At 58.7% G+C, this 11,984-nt stretch carries 8 protein-coding genes and 9 pseudogenes; 10 read left to right on the top strand and 7 right to left on the bottom strand.

Features of this window, described 5'->3' with window-relative positions:
* Window positions 1-111, top strand: a pseudogene (locus JQK88_RS33510) (IS630 family transposase); the annotation flags it as partial.
* 437 nt (window positions 112-548) lie between these two features.
* Here the strand turns inward: JQK88_RS33510 and JQK88_RS33505 are convergent.
* On the bottom strand, window positions 549-1,256 hold the full coding sequence (locus JQK88_RS33505) for a class I SAM-dependent DNA methyltransferase (RefSeq protein ID WP_203280834.1): 708 nt from the start codon (window positions 1,254-1,256) through the stop codon (window positions 549-551).
* Between the two features lie 220 nt (window positions 1,257-1,476).
* Here JQK88_RS33505 and JQK88_RS36670 point away from each other — a divergent pair, with 220 nt between their 5' ends.
* Entirely contained in the window at window positions 1,477-1,869 is a 393-nt protein-coding gene (locus JQK88_RS36670; RefSeq protein ID WP_246750160.1) for a hypothetical protein, read from the top strand.
* On the opposite strand, the pseudogene JQK88_RS36665 reads toward JQK88_RS36670, so the two are convergent.
* Window positions 1,753-2,553 (bottom strand): annotated as a pseudogene (locus JQK88_RS36665) (NAD(P)-dependent oxidoreductase); the annotation flags it as partial. The gene JQK88_RS36670 and the pseudogene JQK88_RS36665 overlap by 117 nt on opposite strands.
* Before the next feature lie 366 nt (window positions 2,554-2,919).
* On the opposite strand from JQK88_RS36665, the pseudogene JQK88_RS33495 reads away from it, so the two are divergent.
* The 3 genes and pseudogenes from JQK88_RS33495 to JQK88_RS33485 all read left to right on the top strand — a co-directional run.
* Window positions 2,920-3,327 (top strand): annotated as a pseudogene (locus JQK88_RS33495) (IS110 family transposase); the annotation flags it as partial.
* A 218-nt stretch (window positions 3,328-3,545) separates the two neighbouring features.
* Complete coding sequence (locus JQK88_RS33490; protein ID WP_203280839.1) at window positions 3,546-3,755, top strand: hypothetical protein; 210 nt, start codon at window positions 3,546-3,548, stop codon at window positions 3,753-3,755.
* An 88-nt stretch (window positions 3,756-3,843) separates the two neighbouring features.
* Window positions 3,844-5,271: a CapA family protein gene (locus tag JQK88_RS33485; protein ID WP_203280833.1), complete on the top strand. Its 1,428-nt coding sequence runs from the start codon at window positions 3,844-3,846 to the stop codon at window positions 5,269-5,271.
* Window positions 5,272-5,388: 117 nt separating this feature from the next.
* On the opposite strand, the gene JQK88_RS33480 is transcribed toward JQK88_RS33485, so the two are convergent.
* The 3 genes and pseudogenes from JQK88_RS33480 to JQK88_RS33470 form a co-directional block, all read right to left on the bottom strand.
* A complete protein-coding gene (locus tag JQK88_RS33480; RefSeq protein ID WP_203280832.1) occupies window positions 5,389-5,550 on the bottom strand; it encodes a hypothetical protein in 162 nt (53 codons plus the stop codon).
* Between the two features lie 40 nt (window positions 5,551-5,590).
* Window positions 5,591-6,143: pseudogene (locus tag JQK88_RS33475) on the bottom strand (ATP-binding protein); the annotation flags it as partial.
* Window positions 6,037-6,777 (bottom strand): annotated as a pseudogene (locus JQK88_RS33470) (ABC transporter ATP-binding protein); the annotation flags it as partial. The pseudogenes JQK88_RS33475 and JQK88_RS33470, both read right to left, overlap by 107 nt.
* 50 nt (window positions 6,778-6,827) lie before the next feature.
* On the opposite strand from JQK88_RS33470, the pseudogene JQK88_RS33465 reads away from it, so the two are divergent.
* Window positions 6,828-7,137, top strand: a pseudogene (locus JQK88_RS33465) (IS6 family transposase); the annotation flags it as partial.
* A 149-nt stretch (window positions 7,138-7,286) separates the two neighbouring features.
* Window positions 7,287-7,579 (top strand): annotated as a pseudogene (locus JQK88_RS37840) (oxidoreductase dimerization domain-containing protein); the annotation flags it as partial.
* Window positions 7,580-7,614: 35 nt separating this feature from the next.
* On the opposite strand, the pseudogene JQK88_RS33455 reads toward JQK88_RS37840, so the two are convergent.
* Together JQK88_RS33455 and JQK88_RS37675 are read right to left on the bottom strand one after the other, a co-directional pair.
* Window positions 7,615-7,824, bottom strand: a pseudogene (locus tag JQK88_RS33455) (IS481 family transposase); the annotation flags it as partial.
* A gap of 575 nt (window positions 7,825-8,399) precedes the next feature.
* Window positions 8,400-9,338 (bottom strand): annotated as a pseudogene (locus JQK88_RS37675) (plasmid pRiA4b ORF-3 family protein).
* A gap of 471 nt (window positions 9,339-9,809) precedes the next feature.
* On the opposite strand from JQK88_RS37675, the gene JQK88_RS33445 reads away from it, so the two are divergent.
* The 3 genes from JQK88_RS33445 to JQK88_RS37670 all read left to right on the top strand — a co-directional run bounded on the left by JQK88_RS33445 (window position 9,810) and on the right by JQK88_RS37670 (window position 11,420).
* On the top strand, window positions 9,810-10,655 hold the full coding sequence (locus JQK88_RS33445) for a LuxR family transcriptional regulator (RefSeq protein ID WP_203280830.1): 846 nt from the start codon (window positions 9,810-9,812) through the stop codon (window positions 10,653-10,655).
* Between the two features lie 172 nt (window positions 10,656-10,827).
* Window positions 10,828-10,965: a hypothetical protein gene (locus JQK88_RS33440; RefSeq protein WP_203280829.1), complete on the top strand. Its 138-nt coding sequence runs from the start codon at window positions 10,828-10,830 to the stop codon at window positions 10,963-10,965.
* Entirely contained in the window at window positions 10,962-11,420 is a 459-nt protein-coding gene (locus JQK88_RS37670) for a GNAT family N-acetyltransferase (protein ID WP_203280837.1), read from the top strand. Before JQK88_RS33440 ends, JQK88_RS37670 begins: the two co-directional genes overlap by 4 nt.
* The last annotated feature ends 564 nt before the right edge of the window (window positions 11,421-11,984 follow it).

The raw sequence follows: 11,984 nt of genomic DNA, 5'->3' as shown, positions 1-11,984 counted from the left end.
GCCGAGAGAACCATCAAGACTCTGTGGGACGCGGTCGGCGCGGTCGTCGACCTCTTCACCCCAGCCGAATGTGCCAACTACTTCAAAGCCGCAGGATATGAACCGGATTAAACAGGACGTGCTCTAGATGAAATCGATGCCAATTCAGCGCGGTTTCGGTGCATAAATGGTAGCCAGTCTTTAGTATCAATATCCGAAGCGCCGACCCGCGAGTGAATGAAGGAAGTAGTCCCGCACCTGCTTGCACTGAACCTGCCGTTAGCAAACGGCCCAACTGGGGTCATTCGAGAACTGGCGGCGTATGACCTCATCTAGGCCAAGCTGACCTTGAGTTGGCAAGTCCACACCTAACGAATGTTCATGGGTTGCGCTCCTAAGGTCGCATAAAAGGCGTCTGTTCATTCGGGATGCCGTGCTCGACAAGGTAAAAGAACCCGTATTCCTCGCAGGCCAGGCCAGGCCAGGCCAGGCCAGGCGTAGGCGCTCGCGCTCTTCGTGTCGCGTTGCATCGGCTGACAGTTTCGCCAGTGAGATTTGCGGTAGCGTGGTTATAGTCGCTTCTCCGTTGGTGCGTTGGCTTTATGGGTCACCTGGAAAACCCAATAGTGTGCGACGTCTTTCTTGATGTATTTGCCGTCTTTTAGACACTGTGCCGTCACAAGCACGCCCGCATCCTGGAGACGCCGCGCCTCGTCTTCGAAGCATGCGGTCTCCGCATAGCTCTTGCGGGTGCTTGCAATGATGAATCCGTTTGGGCGCGTGACGCGAGCCAGTTCGCGCAGCGCGTCCGGTCGGACATGTCCGAGCGTGAAGACGCCACAGCAGACGGTGAGGTCATAGCTCGCGCTGGAGTAGTCAGAGAGCGGAGCGTTTAGGTCGACGGCGCCTCTCACGTGGCGGTAGACGCGTGTTTGCCTGGCCTGTTCGGCCATCTCCTCGGTGAGGTCGATCCCGTCGATCAACCGGAAGCCGAGGCGTTCCAGTTCCACGCCGACGAGGCCCGTTCCGCAGCCAGCGTCCAGGATTGCGATGGCTGCTCGCTGCGTTTCCAAATAGGCTGTTTGCACGGCACCCGCCAGTTCCGCCACGATCATCGGCCCGCAATACCCACCGCGCCCAACATCCAACTCGTAGGAACTGGCCCATGCGCGATAGAAGTGGGCCAAGCGATCGGCGTCGCTGTCGAGGGCGTGGAAATCCTTGAGGCGCTTTCGCGCAGCTTGCTCCAGTTTCGTCTGCTGATCGCGGGTGTTCATGACAGTTCCTCCGTACGGGGGCAGATGAGATGCGGCATAATCGTCGGCGGCGCAACGGCCGCGGCTGGATGACAAGCTGTTCGTTATCGTACTGCCCAGTATGGTTGTCCCGCCAAGCGGAGGCGCTTACGCTCCGAGTGATCACGTCGTAGATCAGGGCATTGCTCAGGCCCATGCAGCGTCCGAGATCAAACGCCTCGTCAAGGATCAGGCAGTTGCTGTGGGTGAGTTCCCTAGGCAGACACTCGCGCAAGCCTATCTGGATGTCGCTGAGCGGGACATCGTGGAGCGGAAACACATGCTCGCGCTTCGGTTTGGTCCCTCCGACGGGAAGGAGTTCTTGGTCTGGCGGATGCGCGGGATCGGCACCGTACTTGGATGGCGCGCGATACCCCGGCACTTGCAGTCGAACGCGGAAGGCCGCTTCCCCGAGTTCGACGACACGCAGATGGTTATCGTACCGGTCGAACTTCCGTCCCGCCTGGCTATAGCGCTTTTCGACGGCGCGGCCGATCGGCAGTCCCACGCCGAGTTCGTCGGCCAGTTGAACGGTCAAGCCCATATCCTTCACCGTGATCTCCAGAGTGCAAGAGCGATCGTAGCTGCCATCTAGGAGAAACGGGGCGAACTGCTCGACTGCAACGGAGTTTGCCGAAGAACCGACAAATTTGCGCCACGCCTGCTGCGCTGGAATGCCCTCGCGCACGCTTCGGCAGAGCGCGTGGCCGCTCGCAACGGCTGCAGTTGAAGAGAGCAGGTTCGTCAGTAATTTGACTGCTTGGCCCTGGCCGATGTCTCCCACATGAAAGGAGACGGCTCCCTTTGGTTGCAACACCGCCTCGCAACGCCCATAGACTTCCGAAGGCCCGCCGACGAAAAAGCTGACATTGGCAAAATCGACCCCCATGTGGGATAAGCTGCTCACGGGCGCTTCTAGCGGATACGCGCCAATTGCTGCCGCCCGACGGACGATCTCGATCGTATTGTGGTAATCTGTCGTGGATGTGTCGATCCATACGCTGCCCGCTGGCATTCCGGCCAAAGCGCCTTGCTCGCTCGTCATGTTGTCAAAGACGTCTCGTGGCATCGGGAGGTAGGTGATGACAATCTCGCAATTGCGGGCCGCGTGGCGCGGTGCGTCATGCCACCGGGCTCCCTTTTCCAGCACGTATTTCGCAGCCGCGGGATCGATGTCGTAGACGTCCACCTGATAGCCGGCTTGTTGGCCGTTGCGAAAATGAGCGGCGCGCACGGCGCTTCCTTCAGCCTCTACAGCAGACACTGCCCTTCCTTTCATAGCACAGTCACGATTTGATTTGTTCCTAAGTGCAATTCCAAATATCAGAGTTGAATTGAATACAACACCCAATTGATGGTAACATCAAGGCATTATATATTAAAACTATGTTGAGTCTATATTTCCGATAATACTGTCATTTAACATTTCCGGTAGCCTCGTTTTTCAATCGAGAGCGTGTTCGACGAAATGGCGAAAATACGCCGGGCGAAAGCGATTCGTGCGGCCGCCCGATCGCACAGGCCGGCTAGATGCCGTAATGGGCCGGCCTTCGCGAGCATAGCCAGGTTGGGTGGCTGTCCCTCAGATGATGGTGATGAAACGGAGTCCGAGCAATCGGCTCCAAACATCATGAGAGGAACAGCCATCGAACGCTATGAGGGAACCGATATCTCTCTGGAAGAGAGCAGCGTGTGCATTGTGGACACGACCGGAACGATCGTGCAGGAGGTCAAGATCGCCAGCGAGCCGGAGGCGCTGGTCCGCTATTTCGCCGAACTGCAATTGTCTGTTAGTCGCATTGGGCTCGAGGCCGGGCCATTGTCGCACTGGCTGCATGCCGGGCTTGTGGCCGCCGGACGCGACGTGGTTCTGCTCGAGACACGGCACGTGAAGGCGGCACTCTCGGCGATGACGGTGAAGACCGACCGGAAAGATGCGCGTGGGATCGCCCACCTGCTGCGGATGGGATGGTAGCGCCCGGTTCATGCCAAATCGGTGACTTGCAAGGATACGGTTGTAGTCATTGTCGGATCTTCGACTATGTCGGACATGAGACACAACGCTATCAGAGTGATCGCATTGTTCTGAAACGATTTTCCTAGTTGGCACGACACATGCTGTCCTATCTGCAAACGCACTGCCGCGCCGCACCGACTGAGAAGAACTCATCCCATGATCACGCTTTTCGAACATGCGGTCGCCGCCGCGAACACTGAGCGTTCCCGAGCCGACGGAAGCCTTTGCGCTTTCTTTCCTAGGGTTGTCCGGACATGACCACATTCGATTTCCGTCCAACGCTGAATGCTCCCGACGATGATCCCTATCTTTGGCTTGAAGATGTAGAAGGCGAACGGGCACTTGCCTGGGCCGCCAGCCAGTCGGCAAGGACCCTGGGGCACTTCGGCGGAACGCAGTTCGTAGCCTGTCATTTACGCGCTCAGGCCACGGACGTCGCGACGCAGGCGATTGATGCGGCATAGTCTAACAGCTTCGCCTCTTTCGCGCTGATTAGGCATTAGAAACAAGCGCTGTCACGGTAAACTTTATTAACCGAAACGAGGAAATCATATGGAAAGACACTCGCACGAGAGCGATCGCGATCCAATCGAGCAGGATGGCGGCTTTGATACGGTTGGCTCGATTGCCACGAACGTTGCGGACGGCTTCACAATGGCGGCGGTTGGCGACCTTCTTTACGCGCGGCCCGTAACAAAAGGCTATCATCCGGGCCTCGCCGATGTTCTCAGGATCTTCAACGGGGCTGATGTGACGTTCGGCAACTTGGAAACCAACGTCTTGGACGTTCAGTCAAAGGGATGCCCGCAGGCTGAGTACGGCGGTGCGTATTGCATCAGTGCCCCGGAGCTGGGACCTGACTTAAAGACGATGGGCTTCAATATGGTGAGTCGCGCGAATAACCACACACTTGACTGGGGCGTCGAAGGTATGCGCGAGACCACCCGGGCCCTCGAGGCGAACGGGATTGTCCACGCAGGAGCGGGGGAAACTCTCGGCCAGGCCGGTGCAGCCCGCTTTCTGGAGACCCCGCGCGGTCGCGTGGGGATGATCTCGTTTGCGACGACGTTCAGCCCGATGGCTCGTGCGTGCGATCCCGCTGGAGCGGCGCCCGGAAGACCCGGACTCAACGCCCTGCGCTTGACGAAAAGCACTCTGCTTCCGGGCGAAATGCTTGAAGACTTGAGGCGTGTCCGCGAAGTGCTTCCGGGTTACAATCCCCCCGACAAAGATCCCGACAAGGTCGTACTTGGCCGGACGATTTACAGGGCTGGCGAGAGGGCCGGTTACAGCTTCGAAGCTGACACGCGCGACGTCGCCGATATTTTGCGGAACATTCGTCGGGGTAAGCAATTCTCCGACTTTTGCATTGCGACGAACCACGGGCACGAACCCGGGGTATGGAGCCGAGATCCACCTGATTACGAGCAGTCGTTTGCCCGACAGGTCATCGATGCTGGCGCAGACGCATACATCGTACATGGGCCTCATATCCTGCGAGGAATAGAGATTTATGAAGGACGCCCCATCTTTTATAGCCTGGGAAATTTCTTCTGCCAGGACATCCGAACGCCGGTCGGCGCTGATATGTTCGACGCATACGGCAAGGACCCACGGTTCGATACAGATGCCGAGGTGACGGTCAATGAGATGGCAAAAGGATACCCGACGGTAGAAGGGTTAGTAGGCCCCCAGTCTGGCGTGGAATTCTATGAGAGCATTGTTGCCGTCAGCCGATTTGAGGACAATCAGCTCGCCCATTTGTCGCTCTATCCAATCGAGCTGCGACGGTCCGAGAGGTTTGCGAACCGGGGCGTGCCGCGTCTCGCCCCCGCCCCGCAAGCAACAGCCATTCTGGAACGGCTCCAGAAGCTCTCGGAGCCTTATGGCACCAAAATCGGAATCGAGAACGGCGTGGGATTGATCCAACTGGACATCTCGAACTACCGGCATTTCCAGAGGCGGGTGGTGCGGCAATGAGGTTGCGAACAGCCTGACGCGCGGCGGTGGCTGGATTGCGGGCTGGATTGCGGTCGTTGGGGCTGATGCTGGTTGCCGATTTCGACATCGCGGCGGCTTTTTCCGCCGCTCTCGCCGTCATGCGAACGCAGTTCGCCCCTGGTGCCAAACGAAGCGGGTGAGATTGTAGGCGAGGTTGGCCATGCCGCGGGCGATGCCGATCGTGCAGACAAACAGGCCCATGCGGAATTTCTGCTGCGCAAAGATGCGCATTTCGCTGATTGTGAGCAGCCATTTCACGCGATCATGAGCGGCCGCTTCGACCGGCTTGTTTATTGATTCAGGTGTTTGCGGCTGCGTCAAGAGCGTGGGCGCTGTGTTTTTCAGTGAGTTGAAGGCGGTGAGCGTTGTGAACGAGGCGATCCAGAATCGCGTCGCCGAGGGTGGGATCGCCGATGACGTCGTGCCAGTGCCGGACGGGGATTTGGCTGGTGACGATTGGTGGAAGCGCGGCCATGGCGATCGTCGAGGATGTCCAGGAGGTCGCGGCGCTCGGCGGCATTGAGAACCGACAGGCCCCAGCTGTCGAGTATGAGGAGCTGAACGCGGCCGAGCGTCTTGAGCAGCCGGCCATAGCGTCCATCGCCGCGTGCCAAGGCGAGCGCCTCGAAGAGACGCGGGACGCGATGATACAGCACCGATCGATTGTCGCGGCAGGCCTTGTGACCGAGCGCGCAAGCCAGCCAACTCTTGCCCAGGCCGGTTGCGCCCGTGACCATGCAATTCTCATGACGGTCGATCCAGTCGCCGGCGACGAGCTTGGCGAAGACGGCGCGGTCGATGCCGCGTGGGGTGCGCCCTAACATCACGCAGGGCGGGCGTCTTGTCGCGGCAAATGTCGATAGCGAACGGGCAGCGAGGCGCAAAGCAGCCCACAATGGGCTCGCGCAGGCTTGGGACAATGCCGGGAATTTCTGGAAGGCGGCGCTGTCGGCCGCGCCGCCCGTCAGGCACCGATCGCATGGGGCCCTGAGTGTAGGGATGCGCCGGTCGCGCAAACAGATCGATTACGGTCGCCTGCTCAACGATCCGGCCAGCGTACATAACAATCACGCGTTGGCAGGTCTCGGCGGCAACACCCAGATCGTGCGTGATAAACATGACGGCCGTTCCCGCGTGCTCTTTCAGATCGACGATGAGCCGCAAGATCTGTGCCTGGATGGTGACGTCAAGCGCGGTCGTCGGCTCGTCGGCGATCAACAGTTCCGGCGAGCAGGCGAGAGCCATGGCGATCATGGCGCGCTGGCGCATGCCGCCTGACATTTCATGGGGATAGTTGCTGACGCGCCGTTCCGGGTCCGCGATGCGGACGAGACGGAGCATCTCTTCGGCCTTTGCCATGGCCACCGAGCGGGACGCTTTCGTGTGGATCTGCACCGCCTCGGCGATCTGGTGGCCGACCGTATAGACCGGGTTCGTCATCGGCTCCTGAAAAATCATTGCGATCTGGTCGCCGCGAAGGCTTTGTTGCAAACTCTTTGGTGACCCGCTGTCTGTCAAAGCTCTTCGGTGATTCAATGTTCGGAGGTTTACAGATTTTCAAGGGGCGCCACTTCGATCGATCCGTCATCCTGCTTTGCGTTCGCTGGTACTGGCCTATGGGCTGAGCCTGCGCGATCTGAAGGAAATGATGGTCGAGCGTGGCATCGGCGTCGATCATTCGACAATCCACCGTTGGGTCGTCCGTTTCTCGCCCTTACTCCGGAGCGCTTCAACCGGCGCAAGCGCGCAGTAACCGGCAAGTGGCATGTCGACGAGACCTACATCAAGGTGCGTGGAGAATGGATGTATCTTTACCGCGCCATCGACAGCATGGGCGACACGGTCGGAAAGACGATCGAGTTGCCGGACAGCGGCGACTACAAGGACGTTCCCGTCGTCGAGATCCTGGTCGCCGTGGGGGGGCGCCGTCGGCGCCGACCAGCCGATCATCACACTCGAATCCGACAAGGCGACGTTGGAAGTCCCGTCCCCGCTACGGCATGACCAAGTTGCTCTTTTCCAAGGAGACCGGGCGGATCGTCGGCGGCGGGATCGTGGGCGTGGGCCAGGCGACCTTATCGGTGAGGTCGGCATGGCCATCGAGATGGGCGCCGATGGCCAAGATATCGGCAAGACGATCCATCCGCACCCGACCTTCATCGAGACGGTGGGCATGGCGGCGGCCGAGGTCATGTTGGGGACGTGCACCGATCTCCTCCAAAGCCACCCAAGAAGTAGTTTGGAGTGCGAGCCTGTTTTGGGCGCCCACCCGGACATCCACACTTAAAGAAAGGAATTCGTCGTGAATCGACACGCTTTTCGCGCTTCCTCTTCCTTTGAGAGCACTGTCGAGCGCACATCCTTCGGACCCATCGGCGTGTCGGTGACGAAGTCGCGCTTCTTCCACTTCGTCACCGTCTTGGGGTTTATGCCGTAGCGTCCGCTCAATTCTTGGATCGAAGCTTTCGATCGCTGTATCGCAGCTCGGACCGCGTGAGTGGTCGTGGCGCTCCCGTGAAGTGTCTGTCCCATAGTCTGTCCTTGTCGATGGCGGCATCAACGCTACCATCACACTGTGGGACTGAACATCTAGAGCGGCTACAGAAGCTCTGGCAGCCATTTGGCACCAAAATTGAGATTGAGGACGGCGTTGGATTCATCCGACTGTAGCCCAGCTCGGCCCAACGCTGCATCTGGCGATCCTTCCGCGCGGCTTGGTGGCGCAGCTCGGCAAACCGCAGACGGGCCGGGTTGCTATCGACCACACCATCGCCGAGGATTTTCTGTTCGCCAAGTACCGATGCAAACGTCGTCAAGAGGCCACGGACTGATGTCCGACTTGGCAATCTGGGCCCAGGATAGAAGGTGGTCGATCTTGCGGTTCGGGTGGCCGTTGGCGATCCTGCGAAGTAGCCGAGCGGCTCGACGTCATTGAGTTTGGGTCTCCATCAGCGACGCAATCACGGCCAAATACTCGCCCCCCGTCGGAGCCTGCGAAGAGCGCGTCCTTGCCGATTGGGCAAACCTTTGCATAATCGCAAGAATAGCCTTTTTTGCAGGCTCCGAGGGCGGCGGTACGACATGCGCCCGGGTAGCTCTGCACGAGCCTAGATTTGCGCCAGCGAAGGAGGTCTTGACCGCCTGCACGGCAGTAATGTGGGCGGCGGTCCCGCCGGATGTTGAGGCCCTGTCGCGCGCACGCAATCCGGTGTCATGAGGTATTCTCGCACAGTCGCGGCTTTGGCACTTGGGGAGGACTTCCAAGAAAACCATGGGGCGAAGGTGACGGGGGGGCATTGCTTGAGGAATATTCCTGTGACGCTCTCGTAGTGATCGTGATCGTCGCTTGATGATTCGCACGTGGCGGATGACGCATCCTTTTCATCCTCAACGACAATTTCGATGGCCGGGTGACGACAACCGACATGGCCGGTCGTCAGGTTTCGTTTCGGAAGCGGTAGCCACCTTTTGATCGGGGAGTACGCGAGCGATTGCCTTTTTGTTTGCGTCGAGATCGAAGTTGTCAGGGTTATATTTTCGACCGGCCCATTGGCGCATGTGCTTGTGTTCTTGGTTCGCGGGTCATACCAAGCTTCAAGAAAATCGGCATAGCCCGGTGGTCCGCCAACGTCTTCGGGAGGACCGGATCGCTGTCCAGCGATGCAGCGTGGATATTTGCCGCCGGCCTCGCGGGGCTTGGCGGTTAGTTCAATGGCATGGGTCCAGCTGTCGCCGAAGTCGTACTCGTAGAGATGAGCAGCGGCGCGTCGTAGGGGATGTCGAAGTCGACGAGCCGGACGTTGCTTGCCTCACAGACTTGGCGTTCCGACAAACCATCCGGGTCGAACTCGGGGGCGCCATAAGTCAGCCCCTCCGATATCGAACTGATGGAGATGGCTGTCGGTCCAGCCGAATGTCGCCTGCAGCACTTCATGAAGCTGGGGGAGATTGAGCTCCAAGGGCAGTTCGAGGCGCCGGCTGATGACGGGCTGGATATCGACGATATGGACATCGGCGCGGATGATGAGGGTATCGGGCGTGAACATGCCAGCAGGGAGGCATTCGATGAGGTTCCACGCCTGAACCGCTTGGCTTTTGGCGCGCCTTCACCCAGCACGCGGTCGAGCCGGCCATGCCGTCGAGTGCGCGGACCGGCGGCGCCTATCTGGAAGGACAGAAGGCGCATCCTCGACGCCTTCTCGTCCTGGTGGGTGGTCTCCCACGGCATCGCCATCGCAAAGCAGTGAGGGAACGCGCGCAGATATCGACATGGCCCACCAAGTCAAATGTCGAAACATTGTAGAATTTAAACATTTTATCTCCAAAGTTATATTTCCCTGAAACCCAAGTTAAAATTACATTTAATTCAAAATAACATTACGCGTTACCCTAATTTGATAGAACTTCGGCGATGCCGGCCGGTGACGGCGCCCAGAGCCGCAGCCTAGCAACCGGCAGCTTTGTGCACCTATGCACCAGTGACGACATCCAGCGCAAATGGCTGCGGAGCTGAGACTATGGAACGCCTGCCGATAACTGCGGTCACTCAACTTCGAGGGCTGGCAACCAGAGTGTCCGACCAGTTTTCCTTGGTCCCGTCGGTGCATTTTCCGTACTCAGCCAGGGAGGCGTTTACGATCGAGTTCGGCCGGTTTCTCGACCAGACTGATGGTGCTGCGCAATCTGAGCAGTTGTTCAATCTGTTATCTGCTTTTGCCCTGAATTTTGGTTGCCCGTGGACCGCCTATGGCCTTCTTACACCCGGTCAGAAGTTTTTTAAGCCGGTCCGACGCTATCCGGCAGTTATGCTGAATTATCCCGATGAATGGCAGGAGCGCTGTATCGAAATGGGTTATGATAAGATAGCCCCTATCATCAAGACGAGTCGAAAGCGGGCAGGCGCCTTTCGATGGAGCGAAGTCTACAATGACACAAGCACGACTGAAGACGAACGGCGCGTCTTCGACGAGGCTGCGACGTTCGGCTTAAGGTCAGGCATTAGTGTTCCATTGCACGGCCCTGACGGCAGCTTTGCGATCATGAGCTTCGCTCAATCCTGGGACCGCGAATTCCAAAATGGAACAATCACCTACTTGCAACTTGCCGCGTTTCATATCCATCTGAGGGTCACGAAGTTCGCGAGTTCGAGTGGCCGCGAGGAGGCTCCCCACCTTTCTCTAAGAGAGAAAGAGTGTATCCTGTGGACGGCAAGAGGTAAATCGTCGTGGGAGATGGCAAAGATCCTAGGTATATCAGTAAATACTGTAAATTTCCATATAAAAAATGCGAAGCAAAAATTGGACGTTTCCAGCAGAACGCTCGCGGCGATAAAAGCCGTAAACTTCGGAATTATCGAATTGTAGATTCCTTTGTTCTCATCTCGCGGAGATGTCGCGTCAAGCCGGCGTGAAAGCCGTCGCCAAGTAATGCGGGTTGTTGGCCAAGCTTTGCCGCCATTTAGTAATAGGATGAGTTTGTCCGATGAGGCTGAGACCAAACATATTGCTTCCCTGGGAGGGCAATGACCGGAGCCCAATGGCAAGCATTTACGGTGATGCGCACGTCAGACGGTTCTATCCCAAGGTGCTGACGGCCGAGGAAACGAATGTCGAGATCGACGTTGCGATCGAGCGTGCCCGGACCAACGGTTTCATTTCCAGGCGACGGAGCTGAAGGGCAGCGGCGAGCTTATCGGTATGGCCGGGCTCGGCGTTCTCTCCGAGGCGGGCAGGCGACAATTCCCAGCCATCCGCTCGTCGAAATGGGATGGGTGCTCGCAAAGGAAGCATTGGGGCAAAGGACTCGCGTCGGCAGGCGCGCGGGCATGGCTCGACTACGCCTGGTCAATCGGTCTGCCGGAGGTCGCAGCCTTCACAGCCAAGGCGAACGCACCGAGCCAAAAGCTCATGCAGGGGTTCGGCATGATCTATGATCCGGCGGGCGATTACGAGAACCCGCAGTTCGGCGAGGGCCATTGTTGCGGCCTCGGTGGTCTACCGCAAACGGAATCCGACGTTGTGAGAGCTGCATACCATCGATCGAAGAAACCGCTGGAGGACCGCGGGATGAGATTGCGATATCAGCCGAGCGTCTCTCACTCTCACCGGCATGCTCTCTGGCCTCATTGACATCGCGACGGTTGAGGAACGACATTCGTCGCACCAAAACCAGCTGTCCGGCCGACCGGATCAGGAGGTACTGTTTGACGGCAACTTGAAGCGGGCGTCAACGAGCCGCGGGGCAGACAAGCAGAAACAGGCACGACACGGGGACCGCGCATCATCACGAATTCAGAACGGGCCTATCGGTCGCTCAGCGAATTGACTGCGGGGCTTGCTGCTAGGCGGATCTTGGCTCCAACTCGCCAAAGATACCATCGATCGCATGGAACGCCTCGACCCGCGGCGCAATGCAGCTAGCGTGCGCGATTCGAGCGGGCACTCGGTCCCCGCGCGGCCTCAGCTATGGCTCGAGACCAGCGCAGGCACCTTCTCAAGATTCCGCTGCCGACTTGCTTGGTGAGAGGGCCGTCGTCCCTCTCACTGATGATGTGAACGGAGTCGAGACTGGGCCCGCCCACCGATCCTTCCCGGCGAGCCGATCAACGCATTTTCGAACCATCTCCGTGCAGACGCTGCGGCTTCGGCAACGGCCGGCGGCGTCTGCCCGCCCTCGACCTGCCCTACAATTCG

Source organism: Mesorhizobium caraganae (assembly GCF_016836705.1).
In the GTDB taxonomy this organism is placed as follows: Bacteria; Pseudomonadota; Alphaproteobacteria; order Rhizobiales; family Rhizobiaceae; genus Mesorhizobium; species Mesorhizobium caraganae.
The sequence above is the reverse complement of the archived record's forward strand: the minus strand, read 5'-3'. Positions and strand labels throughout refer to the sequence as shown.

Excerpts from the sequence above, each read along its gene's own strand:
- JQK88_RS33505 (WP_203280834.1), bottom strand. The coding sequence starts at position 1,256 with ATGAACACCCGCGATCAGCAGACGAAACTGGAGCAAGCTGCGCGAAAG.
- JQK88_RS33490 (WP_203280839.1), top strand. The coding sequence starts at position 3,546 with ATGACCACATTCGATTTCCGTCCAACGCTGAATGCTCCCGACGATGAT.
- JQK88_RS33485 (WP_203280833.1), top strand. The coding sequence starts at position 3,844 with ATGGAAAGACACTCGCACGAGAGCGATCGCGATCCAATCGAGCAGGAT.
- JQK88_RS33445 (WP_203280830.1), top strand. The coding sequence starts at position 9,810 with ATGGAACGCCTGCCGATAACTGCGGTCACTCAACTTCGAGGGCTGGCA.
- JQK88_RS33440 (WP_203280829.1), top strand. The coding sequence starts at position 10,828 with ATGGCAAGCATTTACGGTGATGCGCACGTCAGACGGTTCTATCCCAAG.